The organism is Paracoccus sp. SSK6 (assembly GCF_039770665.1).
Taxonomy (GTDB): Bacteria; Pseudomonadota; Alphaproteobacteria; order Rhodobacterales; family Rhodobacteraceae; genus Paracoccus.
On the sequence record NZ_JBDPNJ010000002.1, the window covers coordinates 15105 to 34541 of the forward strand.

16 protein-coding genes are annotated in these 19437 nt (G+C 68.1%); 7 read left to right on the forward strand and 9 right to left on the reverse strand.

Annotated features, from left to right (window positions below; translation table 11 throughout):
• Window positions 1-58: 58 nt before the first annotated feature.
• Genes AAIL68_RS01855 through AAIL68_RS01865 form a run of 3 tightly spaced genes read right to left on the reverse strand, consistent with a single transcriptional unit; the run spans window position 59 to window position 2361 of the window.
• Window positions 59-817, reverse strand: a complete 759-nt coding sequence (locus tag AAIL68_RS01855) for a VOC family protein (protein ID WP_347137797.1) — start codon at window positions 815-817, stop codon at window positions 59-61.
• Complete coding sequence (locus tag AAIL68_RS01860; RefSeq protein ID WP_347137798.1) at window positions 814-1368, reverse strand: NADPH-dependent FMN reductase; 555 nt, start codon at window positions 1366-1368, stop codon at window positions 814-816. The genes AAIL68_RS01855 and AAIL68_RS01860 overlap by 4 nt, the downstream gene beginning before the upstream one ends.
• A 51-nt stretch (window positions 1369-1419) precedes the next feature.
• Entirely contained in the window at window positions 1420-2361 is a 942-nt protein-coding gene (locus tag AAIL68_RS01865) for a ring-cleaving dioxygenase (protein ID WP_347137799.1), read from the reverse strand.
• Between the two features lie 123 nt (window positions 2362-2484).
• Between AAIL68_RS01865 and AAIL68_RS01870 the strand changes: the two genes are divergently transcribed.
• On the forward strand, window positions 2485-3381 hold the full coding sequence (locus tag AAIL68_RS01870; RefSeq protein WP_347137800.1) for a LysR family transcriptional regulator: 897 nt from the start codon (window positions 2485-2487) through the stop codon (window positions 3379-3381).
• Between the two features lie 74 nt (window positions 3382-3455).
• Window positions 3456-3638, forward strand: coding sequence for a hypothetical protein (locus AAIL68_RS01875; RefSeq protein WP_347137801.1), 183 nt, complete (start codon window positions 3456-3458; stop codon window positions 3636-3638).
• 2 nt (window positions 3639-3640) lie between these two features.
• Here the strand turns inward: AAIL68_RS01875 and AAIL68_RS01880 are convergent, their stop codons facing one another.
• On the reverse strand, window positions 3641-5239 hold the full coding sequence (locus AAIL68_RS01880) for an alpha-glucosidase family protein (RefSeq protein ID WP_347137802.1): 1599 nt from the start codon (window positions 5237-5239) through the stop codon (window positions 3641-3643).
• Between the two features lie 119 nt (window positions 5240-5358).
• On the opposite strand from AAIL68_RS01880, the gene glgB reads away from it, so the two are divergent.
• The 5 genes from glgB (at window position 5359) to AAIL68_RS01905 (ending at window position 14884) form a co-directional block, all read left to right on the forward strand.
• Complete coding sequence (gene glgB, locus AAIL68_RS01885; RefSeq protein WP_347137803.1) at window positions 5359-7551, forward strand: 1,4-alpha-glucan branching protein GlgB; 2193 nt, start codon at window positions 5359-5361, stop codon at window positions 7549-7551.
• Window positions 7552-8808, forward strand: a complete 1257-nt coding sequence (glgC, locus tag AAIL68_RS01890) for a glucose-1-phosphate adenylyltransferase (protein ID WP_347137804.1) — start codon at window positions 7552-7554, stop codon at window positions 8806-8808.
• Entirely contained in the window at window positions 8808-10232 is a 1425-nt protein-coding gene (gene glgA / locus AAIL68_RS01895) for a glycogen synthase GlgA (RefSeq protein ID WP_347137805.1), read from the forward strand. Before glgC ends, glgA begins: the two co-directional genes overlap by 1 nt.
• The gene (gene glgX, locus AAIL68_RS01900; protein ID WP_347137806.1) at window positions 10229-12313 is read left to right on the forward strand and encodes a glycogen debranching protein GlgX; all 2085 of its coding nucleotides are present in this window, start codon (window positions 10229-10231) and stop codon (window positions 12311-12313) included. The genes glgA and glgX overlap by 4 nt, the downstream gene beginning before the upstream one ends.
• Window positions 12314-12526: 213 nt before the next feature.
• The gene (locus AAIL68_RS01905) at window positions 12527-14884 is read left to right on the forward strand and encodes a glycogen/starch/alpha-glucan phosphorylase (protein ID WP_347138032.1); all 2358 of its coding nucleotides are present in this window, start codon (window positions 12527-12529) and stop codon (window positions 14882-14884) included.
• Window positions 14885-15085: 201 nt separating this feature from the next.
• Here the strand turns inward: AAIL68_RS01905 and AAIL68_RS01910 are convergent, their stop codons facing one another.
• From AAIL68_RS01910 to AAIL68_RS01930, 5 genes are all read right to left on the reverse strand, one after another.
• Window positions 15086-15820 carry an ABC transporter permease gene (locus tag AAIL68_RS01910; RefSeq protein WP_347137807.1) on the reverse strand — a complete coding sequence of 245 codons (735 nt, stop codon included), beginning with the start codon at window positions 15818-15820 and terminating at the stop codon, window positions 15086-15088.
• A complete protein-coding gene (locus AAIL68_RS01915) occupies window positions 15817-16737 on the reverse strand; it encodes an ABC transporter ATP-binding protein (RefSeq protein WP_347137808.1) in 921 nt (306 codons plus the stop codon). The genes AAIL68_RS01910 and AAIL68_RS01915 overlap by 4 nt, the downstream gene beginning before the upstream one ends.
• Window positions 16734-17873, reverse strand: coding sequence for an ABC transporter permease (locus tag AAIL68_RS01920; RefSeq protein ID WP_347137809.1), 1140 nt, complete (start codon window positions 17871-17873; stop codon window positions 16734-16736). Before AAIL68_RS01920 ends, AAIL68_RS01915 begins: the two co-directional genes overlap by 4 nt.
• 6 nt (window positions 17874-17879) lie before the next feature.
• Window positions 17880-18785, reverse strand: coding sequence for an ABC transporter substrate-binding protein (locus AAIL68_RS01925; protein WP_347137810.1), 906 nt, complete (start codon window positions 18783-18785; stop codon window positions 17880-17882).
• Between the two features lie 73 nt (window positions 18786-18858).
• Window positions 18859-19434 (reverse strand): DUF1190 domain-containing protein, encoded by a 576-nt coding sequence (locus AAIL68_RS01930; RefSeq protein WP_347137811.1) that lies wholly within the window; start codon window positions 19432-19434, stop codon window positions 18859-18861.
• Between the last annotated feature and the right edge of the window lie 3 nt (window positions 19435-19437).

Consider the following 19437-nt stretch of genomic DNA (forward strand, 5'->3'; position numbering starts at 1 on the left):
GTGTAGGGTGGGGTTTCACCCCACCATGACCCTTTGACAGGTGGGGTAGAACCCCACCCTACACGAAGCGGAACCGCGTCCCCCAAGGATCGGTGATCGCTTCCCCCGCCCGTTGGGGCTCCTTAATGACGACCTCGGCCAGGCCCGCCATCTGCGGATTGCGCGGACCCGCGCCCCGGCTGTTCCAGGTATTGCCCGCCAGATGGTGGTGATAGCCGTTCCAGCCATACCAGGCCCCGCCCTGCCCGTCGAAGGTCCGCGTCAGGCCCAGGTCATCCGCGAAGAACCCCTCCGCCTGGTCCAGGTCGCCGACCTGCAGGTGGACATGGCCCACGGTGCTGCCTTGGGGCGCGCCTTGCCAGGGACCATCCGCGACAGACAACAGATCGTTCAGATCCAGCCTGTGCGTGAACATCTTGATCCGGTCGCCATCGCGGGTCCATTGGTCGGGCGAACGGTCCCAGTAGATCTCGATCCCGTTGCCCTCGGGGTCGTCCAGATACAGCGCCTCGCTGACGCCATGGTCGCTGGCCCCGCTCAGACGGGTGCCGCTGTCGGCGGCGTGGCGCAGCCAGCGGGCCAGATCGGCGCGGCCGGGCAGCAGGAAGGCGGTGTGGAACAGCCCCGCCTGGCGCGGATCGCGGGGCCGGGCGGCGGGATCGCCCCGCAGTTCCAGCAGGGTGCGGCCGCCGGCGCCAAACCGGGCGGTGTCAGCGTCGCCGCCAAGCGGGGTGAGGCCGATGCTGTCACGGTAAAAGGCCGTCATGCCGGGCAGGTCGCGCACGCTCAGGACGACATGGTCGATGGTGGGGGTCATGGCCGGTCCTTTCGCAAACTGGCCGCGAAGCCCGCCACGAAATCGGCAAGCTGCTGGCGGGTCTTGTCGTCGGTCAGGGTGCCATCGGCGTCGAACAGCCCGCCCGCGCGCGACACCATCAGCCGGCCGTCCCACCAGGGACGTGTGCGCAGGGTGCGCAGCACGGGCCACCAATGCGTCTGCGCCTGCGTGGTCCCGAAGCCTCCGGGCGATGCGCCGATGACCGCCACGGGTTTGCCTGCAAACAGCGCCAGCCCCTCGCCCCGCGACATCCAGTCGATGGCGTTCTTGAAGACACCGGGAATGCCGTTGTTGTATTCGGGCGTCACCAGCAGCAGCCCGTCGGCCTCGGCCAGTTGCCGGTTCAGCGCGGCGACCGCAGGCGGCGTGCCATGGGCGTCTTCATCGTCACCATTATACAGCGGCACGCCGGAAATGTCGCCGATGGTGATCTGCACGCCTTCCGGCGCCACGTCGCGGGCGGCGCGCAACAGCCCTGCGTTGAACGAGGCGCGGCGCAGGCTGCCCGACAGGCCGAGGATGGTGGTCATGCGTGGGTCTCCGGTGACAATGCCGGGGGCAGGGTGCCCCCGGCGCGGGGTTCAGTCCAGCGGTTTCAGCCCGGCCTCGATGGCGGCGCGGCGGCTTTCCAGGAAGGGCGGCAGGGACAGGCCCTGGCCCATCGTCTCGCGTGGCTCGTCCACGTCGAAGCCGGGGCCGTCGGTCGCCAGCTCGAACAGGTTGCCGCCCGGTTCGCGGAAATAGAGTGAGCGGAAATAATACCGCTCGACCTCGCCCGAGTTCGGGACGCGGAAGCCCCGGACGCGGGCGGCCCATTCGGCCAGCGCGTCCGTGTCGGGCACGCGGAAGGCGACGTGGTGGACGCCGCCCGCGTCCTGGCTTGCCACGGGCAGGCCGGGCTGGACCGCGACATGCAGTTCGGCGGCGGCCCCGCCCGGACCCATCTGGAAGACATGGACCTGCCCCTGCCCATCCGGGCTGGCATAGTCGCGCACCTTGGTCATGTTCATCACCTGCGTCAGCACGGCCTCGGTCGGGGCCAGGTCGGGGACCGAGATGGTGATCGGCCCGAGACCATGGATCTGATGCTGCGCCGGGACGGGGCTCTGGTCCCAGGGCTGGCCCACCGGGTCGGGGGCGGCCACAAGGCGCAGGCGCTGGCCCTCGGGGTCTTCCACGTCCAGGCTGGCGCGGCCGTCCAGGGTCGTGACCTTGCCGGTCGGGACGCCCTTGTCCGACAGGCGCGCGGCCCACCAGTCGAGGCTGTCTTCCGCCACCCGCAGCCCGGTGCGGCTGATCGAGTGCGTCCCGCGCCGTTCCCGCGCTGCGGGCCAGTCGAAGAAGGTGATGTCGGTGCCGGGCGTGCCCGCCCCGTCGGCGAAGAACAGGTGATAGGCCGAGGTATCGTCCTGGTTCACCGTCTTCTTGACCCGGCGCAGGCCCAGGGTGTCGGTATAGAAACGGTTGTTGCCCGCCGCGTCCGCCGTGATCGCGGTCAGGTGGTGGATGCCGGTCAGTTGCATGAGTGCTGTTCCTTCCCTTGCTTGGATCCAATATGGCGCATGGGGGCCGTTCGCGGCACCCGTCTTGCAGGCAATGCGGCGTTCGGTTCTTGCGAACGGCAAGCCTTCGGCTATGGTCCGCGCATGGACCCGTCGATCAGCGACATACGGACATTTCTGGCGGTGCTGGATGCGGGCAGCATCTCGGGCGCGGCGGCACGGGCCGACCTGTCGAAATCCGTGGTCAGCAAGCGGATCAGCGATTTCGAGGCGGCGCTTGGCGTGGCGCTGTTCACCCGTCACGCGGGCCGCATCGCGCCTACCGATAATGCCTTGGCCCTGGCCGACCGCCTGCGCCCGGCCCTGGCGGAACTGATCGCCGCGACCGAAAGCGTGGGCGGGCAGGCCGAGTTGCGCGGCCGCCTGGCCATCGCCGCGCCCATGAGCTTCGGCATCCGCCACCTTGGTCCCGTGATCGCCGGTTTCGCCCGCGCCCATCCGGGGCTGGAGATCGTGCTGGATTACGACGACCAACTGGCCGACCTGGGCCGGGCGGGCTTCGATGTGGGCCTGCGCATCGGCGAGTTGAAGGACAGCAGCCTGATGGCCCGCAGGCTTTGCGAGGATCCGCGCGTCCTGGTCGCAAGCCCCGACTATCTGGCGGTGCATGGCGACATCAGGGCGCCCGCAGACCTGTCCCGGCACCGCGCCATCGGCTATCTGAACGCCCGGATGGGCGACCTGTGGCCCTTTGCCGAGGTGGTCCCGCCACCCTTGGGGCGGATCACGGCCAACAACGGCGATGCGATCCGGGACATGGCGATCGGGGGCCTCGGGCTGGCGCTGTTGCCGATGTTCATCGTTCATGACGCGCTGCGCGACGGGCGGCTGGTCCGGCTGCTGCCCCATCTGCCGCAGCGGCCCCTGCCCGTCAGCGTGGTCTGGCCGCCGGTCCGCCCGATGCCGCGCAAGACGCGCGCCTTTGTCGATCATGTGGCGGGGGCGTTTTCCGGGACGCCGCCATGGCTGGCGGGGTTATGAGCGCGGCAAGGCCGGGGGTTTCACACCCCCGGTCCCCCGTGGGATATTTGCAGTCCAAAGCAGGAGCCTGAGAGATGCTGGTTGATCCGAATGCGCCCTTCTTCCGGCACCTGTGGGTGCGGGTGCTGTGCGTCGTGGTGCCCCTGGCCTGGGCGGGGGTCGAGCTTTACACCGGCAGCCCCTTCTGGGCGCTTCTGTCGGGGGCTGCCGGTCTTTATCTGGCCTGCGAGCTTTTCATCAATCGCAAGCCCGACTGACCTCAGGCCGACAGCCCCACCGCGCGGTCCAGCCAGGCGAAGCCGTTGGGCGGCAGGTCCAGCACCCGATCCGACAGCGTGGCCCGCGACGGGCCGGCCAGTTCCGCATCCTCCGACAGGGTCAGCACCGCCGGCTCGGCGGAGAGGTTGAAGACGCAGGTCAGCGCCTGTCCCCCAGCGTCGCGATGAAAGGCCAGGATCGGTTCCGGCAGGTCCAGGAACGCGGTTTCGCCCCTCCGCAGCGGCAGCTGCGACTTGCGGAAGGCGATGGCCGCGCGATAGGCCGAAAGCACGCTGTCATTGTCGGACTGCTGGCCCGCCACCGCCCGCGCCGCCTGGGCTTCCTTGACCGGCAGCCAGGGCCTTGCCGTGCTGAAACCCGCGTTTTCGCTGTCCTCCCAAACCATTGGCGTGCGGCAGCCGTCGCGGCCCTTGACCTCGGGCCAGAAGCGCAGGGCAGGGGGGTCGGTCAGCTCGTCATAGGTCAGTTCGGTCTCGGTCTGGCCCAGTTCCTCGCCCTGATACAGGCAGATGGTGCCGGGAAAGGACAGCAGCATCGCCGCCGCCTGCCGGGCCAGGGCCTCGGCGCTTTCGGCATGGGGCAGCCAGCGGGTGACATGGCGGAACACGTCGTGGTTGGAAAAGGACCAGCAGGCATGGGCGTCGGGCGCGCCTTGGTGGACGCCCTCGATGGTGTGGCGGAAATGCCGGGCGGTGAACTGGTGGCTCAGCATCTCGAAGCTGTAGCACATGTGCAGGCGGTCATCGCCCTGGGTGTATTCGGCCATGATGCGGATGGCGCCTTCGCCCCGGTCGCCGACCTCGCCCACCATCATGCGGGCGTCGTATTCGTCGGTCAGCCTGCGCATCCGCTTCAGGAAGCCGATGTTTTCCGGCCGGTTCTTGGAATAGATATGCTCCTGATAGGTATAGGTGTCCGGGCCGGGATGGGGATTGGGCGGGTTGTCGCGCAGCCGGGCGTCGTGGAAGTAGTAGTTGACCGTGTCCAGCCGGAAGCCGTCCACGCCCCGGTCCAGCCAGAAGCGCATCGTGTCCAGCAGCGCGTCCTGCACGTCGCGGTTCCAGATGTTCAGGTCGGGCTGTTCGATCAGGAAGTTGTGCAGGTAATACTGCCGCCGCTGCGGCTCCCATTCCCAGGCCGGGCCACCGAAGACGGATGGCCAGTTGCTGGGGGGCGTGCCGTCGGGGTTCGGATCGGCCCAGACATACCAGTCGGCCTTGTCGTTGTCGCGCGAGCGGCGGCTTTCCGCGAACCACGGGTGGCGGTCGCTGGAATGGCTGAGAACCTGGTCGATGATGACCTTCAGGCCCAGCTCATGGGCGCGGGCCACGAGGGCGTCGAAATCGGCCAGCGTGCCGAACAGCGGGTCGATGTCGCAGTAGTCGCTGACATCATAGCCCATGTCCTTCATGGGCGAGGTGAAGATGGGCGACAGCCAGATCGCATCCACCCCGAGCGACGCCACATGGTCCAGCCGCCGGGTGATGCCGGGCAGGTCGCCGATGCCGTCGCCGTCGCTGTCCTGAAAGCTGCGGGGATAGATCTGATAGATCACCGCGTCGCGCCACCATTCCGTCATTCGCTGCTCCTGTAGGGTCGCCTGTGTGCCGATAGAACACGACAGGCGTGGCACCCGAAAGGCGGTTTCGGCGTTACGAGACAGATTGCCTCGATCCGCGAGCCGGTTAGAGTGGGGATATGGGACGGGTGCCTGACGTGTCACGGCTGACGAATGACGACATCGCCGACCTGTCTGGGGGACGCTGCGACCGCCCCTTCGACATTCTGGGGCCGCATGACGGCTGGCTGACGGTCTATCACCCCGATGTGGCCGCGATGACTGCCGTGACGGATGCGGGCGATGTGGTCCTGGACCGGATCTTCGGCGATCTGTTCCGGGGGCGGGTCGGCGGCCCTTACCGCCTGAAGGCCCGGTCGGCGGGCGGCGTGGAATGGGTCTTCGACGACCCCTATCGCTTTGGCCCCGTTCTGGGAGAGATCGACCTCCACCTGCTGGGCGAGGGCACGCATCGCCGGTTGTGGCAGGCGCTTGGCGCGCATGTGATGATCCACGAAGGCGTGGCGGGCACGCATTTCGCGGTCTGGGCGCCCAATGCCCGGCGGGTGTCGGTGGTCGGTCCTTTCAACGCCTGGGACGGGCGGCGGCATCCGATGCGGCGGATCGGCGGCAGCGGCGTCTGGGAAATCTTCCTGCCTGGCGTGGCCGAAGGGGCGCTTTACAAGTACGAAATTCTCGACGCCCATGGCGGGCTCTTGATGAAGGCCGATCCGGTGGGTTTCGGCAGCCAGCATCCGCCCGAAAAGGCCAGCGTGGTCCGCGACATCAGGGGCTATGGCTGGAAGGACGCGGACTGGATGGCGGGCCGGGCCGCCGCCCAGGACCGCCGCGCGCCCATCAGCATCTACGAGGTGCATCTGGGATCCTGGCGCCGCAGGCTGGACCAGAACGGGCGGCCCCTGTCCTACAAGGAACTGGCCCGCGATCTGGTGGCCTATGCCACGGACATGGGCTTCACCCATCTGGAACTGCTGCCGGTCAGCGAGTTTCCCTTTGACGGATCCTGGGGATACCAGCCGGTGGGCCTTTACGCGCCGACCATCCGCTTCGGCCCGCCGCACGAATTCCGCGACCTGGTCGAGGCCGCGCATGAGGCGGGCCTGGGCGTGCTGCTGGACTGGGTGCCCGGCCATTTCCCGACCGACGCGCATGGTCTGGCGCGTTTTGACGGGACCGCGCTTTACGAACATGCCGATCCGCGCGAAGGCTTCCACCAGGACTGGAACACCCTGATCTACAACTATGGCCGGACCGAGGTTCAGAACTATCTGATCGCCAACGCGCTGTACTGGCTGGACGAATACCATATCGACGGGCTGCGGGTGGATGCGGTGGCATCCATGCTCTACCGCGACTATTCCCGGCGCGAGGGAGAGTGGATCCCCAACAAGCATGGCGGGCGGGAAAACCTGGAAGCCATCGACTTCCTGAAGGCGATGAACGTCGCCGCCTATGCGGAATCGCCCGGCATCATGACCGTAGCCGAGGAAAGCACGTCGTTCCCCAAGGTATCCGCCCCCGTGGATGCGGGGGGCCTGGGCTTCGGCTTCAAGTGGAACATGGGCTGGATGAACGACACGCTGCGCTACATGAGCCGCGATCCGGTGCATCGCAGATACCATCACGACCTGATGACCTTCGGGTTGATCTATGCGTTTTCCGAAAACTTCATCCTGCCGATCAGCCATGACGAGGTCGTCCACGGCAAGGGGTCGATGCTGCGCAAGATGCCGGGCGACGAATGGCAGCAGTTCGCGAACCTTCGCGCCTTTTACGGCTTCATGTGGGGCCATCCGGGCAAGAAGCTGTTGTTCATGGGCTGCGAATGGGGCCAGCCCGAGGAATGGAACCACAATGGCGAGTTGAACTGGCCTGCCGCAGCCCTGCCCCGCCACCAGGGCGTGCAGGCCCTGGTGCGCGATCTGAACCGGCTTTATCGCGAAACGCCCGCCCTTTACCGCAAGGATGCCGAGCCCGAGGGCTTCCAGTGGATCGCGACCGATCCCGCGCAATCGACATTTGCCTGGATCCGGCGCGGCGACGCGGGCGATCCGCCGGTGGTGGTCGCCTGCAACTTCACGCCCGTGCCGCGCCCCGGCTTCCGCATCGGCGTGCCGCAGCCGGGCCATTGGCGCGAGGCGATCAATACCGATGCCGCGCTTTATGGCGGCAGCGGCATGGGCAACCTGGGCGGGGTCGAGGCCACGGGCAAGCCGCAGGACGGTCAGCCCGCCTCCATGGCGGTCACGCTGCCGCCCTTGTCGGTGGTGATTTTCGTAGCTGGGGAACGTGTTGAAGGGGAGGATGCTTGAATGTCCGAGGCAAGATTGACCCGTCGCGCGATGGCTTTCGTGCTCGCCGGGGGGCGGGGCAGCCGATTGAGGGAATTGACCGACCGCCGCGTGAAACCGGCGGTCTATTTCGGCGGCAAGACCCGCATCATCGACTTCGCGCTGTCGAACGCGATGAATTCCGGCATCCGCAAGATCGCGGTCGCCACGCAATACAAGGCCCACAGCCTGATCCGCCACGTGCAGCGGGGCTGGAACTTCTTCCGGGCCGAGCGCAACGAATTCATGGACATCCTGCCCGCCAGCCAGCGCATGTCCGAGGAACACTGGTATCGCGGCACGGCGGACGCCGTGACCCAGAACATCGACATCGTGGACAGCTATGACGTGGATTACATCGTCATCCTGGCGGGCGACCACATCTACAAGATGGATTACGAGATCATGCTGCGCGAACATTGCGAAAGCCGCGCGGATGTGACGATCGGCTGCCTGACCGTACCGCGGATGGACGCCACGGCCTTCGGCGTCATGGCGGTCGATGAGACCGGGCGCATCACCTCGTTCCTGGAAAAGCCCGCCGATCCGCCGGGGATGCCCGACGATCCCGACAGCGCGCTGGCCTCGATGGGGATCTATGTCTTCAACTGGCCCTTCCTGCGCGACCTGCTGCTGAGGGACGCCGAGGATCCGAATTCCAGCCACGATTTCGGCCACGACCTGATCCCCGACATCGTCAGGAACGGCAAGGCCATGGCGCATCGCTTCGATGTGTCCTGCGTGCGCGATCCGGGCGCGCCCGCATACTGGAAGGACGTGGGGACGGTCGATGCCTTCTGGAAGGCCAATATCGACCTGACCGACTTCACGCCCGAACTGAACCTGTGGGACCGCGACTGGCCCATCTGGACCTATTCCGAGGCGACCCCGCCCGCCAAGTTCATCCATGACGAAAAGGACCGGCGCGGGATTGCCATATCGTCGATGGTGTCGGGGGGCTGCATCATCTCGGGCACGGAAATCCGCAATTCGCTGCTGTTCACGCAGGTCCATACCAACAGCTATGCGCAACTGGACCATGTCGTGGCGCTGCCCTATGTCACGGTGAACCGGCGCGCGCGGCTGACCCGCGCGGTGATCGACCGGGGCGTGGTCATTCCCGAAGGCCTTGTCGTGGGCGAGGATCATGCCGAGGACGCCAGATGGTTCCGCGTCAGCGAAGGAGGCATCACGCTGATTACCCAGGACATGCTGGACCGGCGGGCGGAAAGCCTGTGATGCGGGTTCTGTCCATCGCGTCCGAATGCGCGCCGCTGGTCAAGACCGGGGGGCTTGCCGATGTGGCGGGGGCCCTGCCCGCCGCGCTGGCGGGGCAGGGGGTGCAGATGCGCACGCTGCTGCCCGGCTATCCCGCCGTGACCGCTGCCCTGCGGGACGGGGCCGAGGTGGCGCGTTTCGATGACCTGTTCGGTGCCTCCGCCCGGCTTCTTGCCGGTCAGGCGGCGGGCCTTGACCTGCTGGTGATCGACGCGCCCCACCTGTTCGCGCGGCCGGGCAATCCCTATCTGGGCCCGGACGGGCGTGACTGGCCCGACAATCCTGAACGCTTTGCCGCCCTGTCCTGGGTGGGTGCCTGGATCGGCACCCATGGCGCGGGGGGCTGGCATCCGCAGGTGCTGCACGGCCATGACTGGCAGGCGGGCTTCGTCACCGAATACCTACGCCAGATGGGCGGCAGGCCCGCCACGGTGCTGACCATCCACAACGTCGCCTTTCCCGGCACCACCGATGCGTCGCGGATGCATTCGCTGCGCCTGGATCCCGGCCGGTTCCATGTGGACGGGTATGAGTTCTATGGCGGCATCTCGGCGCTGAAGGCGGGGCTGATGGGCGCGGATGCGCTGACCACCGTGTCCCCGACCTATGCCGAGGAGTTGATGACTCCCGAATTCGGCATGGGTCTGGACGGGGTGATGCGCCATCGCCGCAGCGCGCTGACGGGCATCCTGAACGGCATCGACACCGACGCCTGGAACCCGGCGACGGATCCGGCGATCCAGCCCTATGCCGGCCTGGACGGCAAGGCCGCGAACAAGGCCGCCCTGCGGGCCGAGATGGGGCTGCCCGACGCGGATGGCCCGCTTTGCGTGATCGTGTCGCGCATGACCCACCAGAAGGGCCTGGACCTGGTGCTGGAGGCGCTGCCCGCGCTGCTGGACCGGGGCGGGCAACTGGCGCTGCTGGGATCGGGGGATCCGGGGCTGGAATACGGCTTCCGCCTGGCGGGCGATCAGAACCCCCATGTCGCCACCCGCATCGGTTACGACGAGGCGCTGTCGCATCGCCTGATCGCCGGGGGCGACGCGATCCTGGTGCCCTCGCGGTTCGAGCCCTGCGGGCTGACGCAGATGTACGGGCTGCGCTATGGCACGGTGCCGGTGGTCGGGCTGACCGGCGGACTGGCCGATACCGTCATCAACGCCTCCCCCGCCGCATTGGCGCGCGACGTGGCGACGGGCATCCAGTTCTCGCCCGTCACGGTGGATGCGCTGCGGGGCGCGCTGACCCGGCTGTGCCAGCTTTACGCGGACCGGGACACATGGTCCCGGCTGGTCGCGAACGCCATGGCGCAGCCGGTCGGCTGGGACCAGTCGGCCCAGGCCTATGCCGCGCTTTATGCCCGGCTGACGGCGGGTCGATGACCCACGCGATCACGGCGGGGCATCCCTTCCCGCTTGGCGCATCCTTCGACGGGGGCGGGGTCAACTTCGCCATTTTCTCGCAGCACGCCGACCGGGTGGTGCTGTGCCTGTTCGACGATCGCGACCGCGAAACCCGCATCCCCCTGCCGGAACGGGACGGCCATATCTGGCACGGCCATGTCGCCGGGCTGGCGCCGGGACAACGATACGGATACCGCGTCCACGGTCCCTATCGCCCGAAGGACGGGCACCGCTTCAATCCCAACAAGCTGCTGATCGACCCCTATGCCAAGCGCCTGACCGGCAGCCCGCGCATCCATGACGCGCTGTTCGGATACCGCGCGGGCCACGCGGATGCGGATCTCTCCTTCGACCGCCGCGACAGCGCTGCCCGGATGCCGCGCTGCGTCGTCGTGGATCCCGCCTTCAGCTGGGGCGAGGACCGTCCCCCGCGCACCCCCCTGACGGACACCGTCATCTACGAGGCGCATGTGAAGGGCCTGACCATGCTGCACCCGCAGGTACGGCAGCCCGGCACCTATCTGGCGATGGCCTCAGACCCGATCCTGGATCACCTGACGGCCCTGGGTATCACCGCCGTCGAACTGCTGCCGGTCCATGCCTTTGCCGACGACCGTTTCCTGACCGACCGGGGGCTGACGAATTACTGGGGCTACATGTCCCATGGCTTCTTCGCGCCCGAGCCGCGCTACATGCGGGACGGCGACATTGCCGAGTTCCAGCGGATGGTCGCCCGCTTCCACCAGGCCGGGATCGAGGTGATCCTGGACGTGGTCTACAATCACACGGCCGAGGGCGACCAGCTTGGACCAACCCTGTCCTTCAGGGGCATCGACAACGCCGCCTATTACCGGCTGGCCGAGGACCGGCGCTTTTACGTCAATGACGCGGGCACGGGGAATGTCCTGAACCTCGACAGCCCCTTCGCGCTGCGGCTGGTGATGGACAGCCTGCGATACTGGGTCGAGGCGATGCATGTGGACGGCTTCCGGTTTGATCTGTGTTCGGTCCTGGGCCGCACGCGGGGCGTCTTTGACCGCGACGCGCCGCTGTTTCGCGCGATCAGGCAGGATCCGGTCCTGAACCGCGTCAAGCTGATCGCGGAACCTTGGGATCTGGGGCAGGACGGCTATCAGCTTGGCGCATACCCCGCGCCGTTCTGCGAATGGAACGACCGTTTCCGCGATCAGGTGCGCGGCTTCTGGCGCGGCGACGCGGGGATGGTGGGCCGGCTGGCGAAACGCGTCGCCGGATCGGCGGCGCGGTTCGATCATGACGGGCGGGCGGCCACGTCGTCGGTGAACTTCATCGCCGCCCATGACGGTTTCACGCTGATGGACACCGTCAGCTTCAACGACAAGCACAACGAGGCGAATGGCGAGGGGAACCGCGACGGCCACGACCACAACCTGTCCGACAACATGGGCGTCGAGGGGCCGACCGGCGACCCTGCGATCCTGGCCCGCCGCAACCGCCGCCGCCGCAACCTGATGGCGACCCTGCTGCTGAGCCAGGGGACGCCGATGGTCCTGGCAGGCGACGAACTGGGCAATTCGCAAGGCGGCAACAACAACGCCTATTGCCAGGACAATCCGACCGGCTGGGTGGACTGGAGCGGCGCGGATCCGGGCTTCCTGGACTTCTGCCGCCAAGTGATCGCCTTCCGCAAGGCCCATCCGATCCTGCGCCAGCGCCGCTTCCTGCACAGCCAGCCGCGCCAGCAGGACGGGCTGCCCGACCTGTTCTGGCGCCGCGCCGACGGGGCGCCGATGACGCTTGCCGACTGGTCGGATCCCGGCCTGCGGCTGCTGGCGGCGGAAATGCGCATGGCCTCGGGCACGCCCGCCTATGCCGCGCTGCCGGGGGCGATCTTTCTGGTCCTGAACAATGGCCCGGATGCGACCGTGCGGCTGCCGGACCCCACGCAGGGCGGGCATTGGCGCCGTCAGCTGGACAGCGCCCGCGACGAGGCTCCCGATCAGCGGGCGGAACAGGTCGAGGGGATTGCGGCGGAAAGCGTTGTGGTCTTCGTCCTGTGCGATCTGGCACCCGAGGGCTGAGGCAGGCGCCTTCGGGGCAGGCATCCGGCCGCAGGTGCGGGCAGTCGCGGGACGTGGCGTCGGTTGAGCATCCGGCCCCTTTTCAACCGCATGGAAAGTTGGCAACAAAAATTAACCCGTGGCCGGTATCCTGGCGATCCGACGCCGGTTGACCGATTCCCGACCCTCTGCGCGCGAGGCCCGATCTTGAAGAACATCCCCACGGCACTGGCCCTGCGCGACCAGATCCTGCACCACCTGACCCATGCCCAGGGCCGCGGTCCCGAATTCGCGACGACCTTCGACTGGCGGATGGCGGTCAGCTATACCGTGCGCGACCTGATGACGGAAACCTGGATCAATGCCTTTCGCGCGTCCCGCGACCAGGGGGCCAAGCGCGTCTATTACCTGTCGATGGAGTTCCTGATCGGCCGCATCCTGGACGATGCGATCATCAACCTGCGGCTGGACAGGCCCATGGACGAGGCGCTGCGGATGCTGGGCCTCGACCGGCAGGAGATCCTGGACAACGAACCCGACGCGGCGCTTGGCAACGGCGGCCTGGGGCGGCTGGCGGCCTGCTTCATGGAATCGCTGTCCTCGCTCAACTGCCCGGCCTTCGGATTCGGGATCCGCTATGAACACGGGCTGTTCCGCCAGCGCTTCGAAGGCGGCCAGCAGGTCGAAACGCCCGAGGACTGGCTGAACCAGCCCCACCCCTGGGAATTCGTGAAGATCGACTACAGCTATACCGTGGGCTTCAAGGGGCATGTGGACACGGTGGATGGCCGCGCCGTCTGGCGTCCGGGCGAAAGCGTGATCGCGCGGGCCTATGACACGCCGGTGATCGGCTGGGGCGGCAACTGGGCCAATACCCTGCGCCTGTGGGGGGCGCATCCGACGACGCTGCTGGATCTGCACCGCTTCAACGCGGGCGACCACACGGCGGCGGCGGAACCCGAGGCGCTGGCACGCACCCTGTCGCGCGTCCTTTACCCCGACGACACCACCGACGCGGGCAAGGAGTTGCGGCTGAAGCAGGAATATTTCCTGACCTCGGCCTCGCTCCAGGACATCCTGCGCCGGTTCCTGCAGGAACATGGCGATCTGACGCTGCTGCCCGAAAAGGTGGCGATCCAGTTGAACGACACGCACCCGGCCATCGCCGGGCCGGAAATGATCCGGCTGCTGATGGACGACCATGGCCTGCCCTTCGACCGGGCGCGCGATCTGGCGCGCGGCACGCTGAACTATACCAACCACACCCTGATGCCCGAGGCGCTGGAGCGGTGGTCCACCTGGCTGATGGGCGGCGTGCTGCCGCGCCACATGCAGATCATCCAGATGATCGACGACGACCACCGCGCCGCGACCGGGCGCCCCGCCCATGTCGGCATCGTCCAGCATGACCAGGTGCGGATGGGCGAATTGGCCTTCATCATGTCGGGCAAGGTGAACGGGGTCTCGGCGCTCCACAGCGAACTGGTCAAGGACACGGTCTTTGCGGATCTCAACCGGCTGCATCCGGGCCGGATCGTGAACCAGACGAACGGCGTCACCCCGCGCCGCTGGCTGCGCATGGCCAATCCGGGCCTTGCCCAGCTTCTGGACGACACCATCGGCGAGGGCTGGACCACCGACCTGGAACAGTTGCGCGGGCTTGAATCCCATGCCGAAGACGGCGCCTTCCGCGAGGCGCTGGCGGGCGTCAAGCGCGCCAACAAGGTCTGGCTGTCGAACGGATTGCTGGCCGATCTGGGGCTGAAGACCGACCCGGACGCGATCTTCGACGTGCAGGTCAAGCGCATCCACGAATACAAGCGCCAGCTCATGAACATCCTGGAGGCCATCGCCCTGTGGCAGCGCATCCATGACGATCCGAACGGCGACTGGACGCCGCGCGTCAAGATCTTCGGCGGCAAGGCGGCGCCGGGATACTGGCTGGCGAAATCGGTGATCCACCTGATCAACGACGTGGCGGCGACGATCAACACCGATCCGGTCACGTCCCGATACCTGCAGATCGCCTATCCGCCGAACTACAACGTCTCGATGGCCGAGGATCTGATCCCGGCGGCGGACCTGTCCGAACAGATCAGCACGGCGGGCAAGGAAGCGTCCGGCACCGGCAACATGAAGTTCACCCTGAACGGCGCGCTGACCATCGGCACGCTGGACGGGGCGAATGTGGAAATCCGCGACCTGGTCGGGCCTGAGAACTTCTTCCTGTTCGGCCTGACGGCGGATGAGGCCGCGACCGAGGCCGCCACCCCCGGCCATGCCCGCACGGCCATCGAGAAAAGCGAGGATCTGAAGGCGGCCCTGCACCTGATCGCCGAGGGCCGCTTTGGCCGGGCCGAGAGCTATTATTCCCTGCTGGACCGGACCTGGAACGACGACCCCTTCCTGGTCGCCAGCGATTTCGACGACTATTTCGCCACGCAGCGCCGGGTGGACGCCGCCTATCGCGACAGCGCGACCTGGGACCGGATGGCGGCGCTGAACATCGCGCGGTCGGGGTTCTTTTCCTCGGACCGCACGATCCGGGGATATATGAGCGACATCTGGAACGTGCTGCCGGTGGCGATCTGAGGGGTGTCCCTGACCGGGCGGGATCAGGAAACGCATGCGTTCCCCCCGGCCGCTTGACCGGGTTCCATCAGAGACGTTTCGGTTCCGCGACCCCGGTAGGCCGGCGCGGGCGGGCGCTGGCCGGGCTTTTGAAGCCCGGCGGTTTGGGGGGCAATCGCAACGCACGGCGAAGGCGATGGCCTTCGCCGATCAGCCATGCCGTTACTCCAACCCCATCCGCCGCCTCACACGGTTCTCCAACCCCTGGAACCCATAGTGGATCAGCACCGCCAGGATGCCGACGACCAGACCGCCCTGCAGCACAAAGGCGGTGTTCGACGACAGAAGCCCGGCAATGATGACTTCGCCCAACGTCCGGGCCGCGACGGTCGAGCCGATGGTCGCCGTTCCCAGCGAGATCACGGCGGTCAGGCGCATCCCCGCCAGCAGCAGGGGCAGGGCCAGCGGCAGGTCGATCTGCCACAGCCTCTGGTGGGGCGTCAGGCCCATGCCGCGCGCGGCCTCGGCGATGGAGGGCGGCTGGCCGGTCAGCCCGGCCAAGGCGTTCTCGAAGACCGGCAGCAACCCGTAGAGGAACAGCGCCACCAGCGTCGGTCCGGTGCCGAAGCCCAGGACCGGCACCGCCAGGGCCAGCACCGCGACCGGGGGAAAGGTCTGGCCCACGGCGGTGACGGTGCGGGCCAAGGGCAGGAACTCGCGCCCCGCCCGCCGCGTGACCAGGATCGCCAGGGCCAGCCCGATGATTGTCGATGCCGCGACTGCCGCCGCCACGATGGCCAGATGCGATAGGGTCAGCGACAGAAGGCTGGTCTGCGTATAGATCGCCGGTGCGTTGTTTCGGGTGAAGGGCTGGAGCAGCGGGGCAAAGCTGGCGGGCGAGATCAGGAAACCCAGCAGGAACAGCCCCGTCAGGCCCAGCAGGATGCGGCCGGTCATGGGTGCCGGGCCTGCGCGCGCAGGGCATCCAGCGTCACCACGCCGCCGCCTTCGACGGGCAGGGCGGTGCGGCCGCTCCACAGGCATTCGGCCAGGGCGTCGCGCAGGCTGGCGCCTGGGGCGATGGCGGGGCCGGCGGCATCGCCCGGCATCGTGATCTCGGCCACGGGGATCAGCGACAGCAGCCGCAGCGCCCGGTCCGCCGTGCCGATCAGGTCGGCCACGAAGGGCGTCGCCGGTTCGGTCAGGATGCGCGCGGGCGTGTCGTCCTGCAGAAGCCGCCCTTTGTCCATCACGGCGATGCGGTCGCCCAGGGCCACGGCCTCGGCCATGTCGTGCGTCACCAGGATCAGCGTGGTGCCAAGCCGGCGCTGGATGTCGCGCAAATCGGCCTGCGCCTTGGCGCGGATCAGCGGGTCGAGCGCGCCGAAGGGTTCGTCCATCAGCAGCAGGTCGGGCCTGGCGGCCAGGGCGCGGGCGACGCCCACGCGCTGCGCCTGGCCCCCGGACAGTTGATGCGGCATCCGGTCGCGGAAGGCGGCCGGGTCCATCTGGAACAGGTCCAGCAGTTCATCGACGCGCGCGTCGATCCGGGCGCGCGGCCAGCCCAGCAGGCGCGGCACGGTGGCGATGTTCTGCGCGACCGTGCGATGCGGGAACAGCCCGTGGCCCTGGATGGCATAGCCGATCCGGCGGCGCAGCAGATGCGCGGGCAGGGTGGCGGTGTCCACGCCCTCGATCAGCACGCGGCCCGAGGAAGGCTCGACCAGGCGGTTTATCATGCGCAGCAGCGTGGTCTTGCCCGACCCCGAGGTGCCGACCAGCACCAGCAACTGCCCCGCCCGGACCGTCAGGCTGACATCGTCCACCACGCGCAGCCCGCCGTAGAGGCGGGTCAGGTTCTGGATCTCGATCATGCCAGAGCCCTCCGGGCGCCCTGGACCAGCAGGTCCAGCGCGATCCCCGCGACCAGCGCCAGAGCGATGGTCGGCAGCGCGCCCAGCAGGACCAGATCCATGGCCGTCTGGTTCAGGCCCTGGAAGACGAAGGTGCCGAAGCCGCCGCCGCCGATCAGCCCCGCGATCACCGCCAGCCCGATGTTCTGGACCAACGCGATCCTGACCGCCGCCAGCAGCACCGGCAGCGCCAATGGCATCAGCACTTGGGTCAGCAGCTGCGCGCGGGTCATGCCAAGGCCCAGGGCGGCGTCCCGCGTCGCGGCGGGCACGCCCGACAGCCCCGCCAGCGTGTTCGACACCACCGGCAGCAGGGAATAGAGAAACAGCGCCACCAGCGCCGGAAAGACGCCGATGCCCGACACGCCCATCTGCGCCGCCCCCGGAAGCGTGGCGGCGATCCAGCCGAAGATCGGGATCATGATGCCGAACAGCGCCAGCGAGGGGATGGTCTGCAGGATGTTCAGCGCGCCCAGCACCGGACCGCGCAGACGCGGCGCCTGGAAGATCGCGATGCCCATGGGGATGCCCACCAGCAGCGCCGCGCCCAGCGAGCCGAAGGCCAGCGTCAGATGGGCCTGCGCCTCTCGCCCGAACAGCTCGCGCCGGGTGGCGTATTCGCGCATGACCGACACGCCGTCCAGCGCGCCCGACGCAAGGATTGCCGCCACAAGCGCCACCGCGCCCGCCAGTATCAGCCAGCGAACGGCCAGGGAGAGCCGCAGCCGGTTCACGGCATCGGCCAGCATCAGCCCGAAAGCCAGAAGCAGCAGCCAGAAGCCCGCGGCAGGCGAAACCCGCGCCAGCATGTTGCCCGGCGGCACAAGATGCGCGGCCGCCGCGCCAAGCACCAGCGTCACCGCGACCAGCCCCACCACGGACGCCGCCAGCCGCAGGGGGGAGGGCCAGCGGGACCAGCAGGCGGCGACCAGGACGGCGCCCAAGGCCAGCACCACCGCGATGCCCCAGGGCAGGGCGGCAAGGCTCAGGCGCTCGCCCGCCACGATCCGGTTCGGCTTGAACTGCACCAGGGGCAGCGCCAGCCCGGCCAGCCCGATCAGGGCGAACAGCACCGCCGGGGGCAGGACGCGCGCCACCCCGCGTCAGTCCAGGAAGCCTGCCTGTTTCAGGTAATCCTCGGCCACCGTGGCAGCCGGTTCGCCGCCCACCTGGATGCGGCCGTTCAGCGTTTGCAGCGTCTGGAGCGTCAGCGAGGTGAAGATCGGCTCCAGTACCTCGGCAATCTGGGGATGGGCCTCCAGCACCGATGCGCGGACGATGGGGGCGGGCTGATAGACCGGCTGGACCCCCTTGTCATCCTCCATCACCAGCAAGCCCGCCTCGGCGATGGCGCCGTCGGTGCCGTAGACCATGGCCGCATTCACGCCGGATGTCTGCTGCGCCGCCGCCGCGATGGTCGCCGCCGTGTCGCCGCCCGCAAGCTGAACCAGCTGGTCGGGCGTCAGGGTGAAGCCATAGGTTTCCTGGAACGCCGGCAGGGCGGCGGGCGAGGTCACGAATTCGCTGGACGCGGCCAGCTTCACCTCGCCCCCGTCCGCGATCCATTTCCCCATCTGCGACATGGTGGTCAGGCCGTTCTCCTCGGCCAGTTCCTGGCGGAGCGCAATGGCCCAGGTGTTGTTGGCGGGCGAGGGGGTCAGCCAGACGATGTCGTTCTGCTGCTTGTCCAGTTCCGCCACGCGGGCATAGCCCTTGGCGGCGTCCTTCCAGACGGGGCTGTCGGCCTCGTTGAAGAAGAAGGCGCCGTTCGCGGTGTATTCGGGATAGATGTCGATCTGGCCCGCCACGATGGCGTCGCGCATGATCGGCGTGCCGCCCAGTTGCAGCCGGTCCTGCACCGGCAGGCCCGCATCCTTCAGGGCCAGCAGGATCATGTTGCCCAGAAGCCCGCCCTCGGTGTCGATCTTGGAGGACACGACGATATCCTGCGCGGCAAGCGGCGTCGCGGCGATCAGAAGGGTGGCGGCAAGCGGGACAAGACGGGGCATGGGCAGGACTCCTGACAAGGGGCATGGGCAAGACGCCCCGGCCCGGTCAGGGTTCCCATAAATCAGCGACGGGTCAACCGCCGAAACCACGGCTGCCGCCGGTCGATCCGAAGCCGCCGCGCGATGCGGCGGTGGCGCGCGACATGGGGGGCTGTCCGGCAGTCGCAGCGGGACGGGCGAACTGGCTGCTGTTCAGCGCCGCCCGGCCCGAGTTGCTGGAAAACGTGCTGGTCCGCGCCGCATTGGTATAGCCGCCCTGGGGCGTGCGATACATGGGCTGGGACCGGGCAAAGCCGCCCCCGCCCAGCATCGACCCGATCAGGTATCCCGCCAGCAGCGGCATGAAGATGCTGCCCGCGCCGCCACCGGTCTGCTGCGCCTCGGATCCGCAATTGCCGACGCCGTGCTGTTCCTCGCAGACCTGCAGGCTGTCATAGCGGGGGGCGGATTCGACATGCAGCTTTTCCGCCTCGGCAAAGGACTGGCGGCATTCGTCGGCGGTGAACAGCCCGCCCTGGTCGGCGGCGGCAAGGCAGGCGTTCAGGTCGGGGAAGGCCTGGGCATCGACCTGTTCCTCGCGGCAGCCGGCGATGGCGAAGCTGGCGGCGCCAAGAATGGTCAGCGCGACGGTTCTGGAGCGTTTCCTCATGGC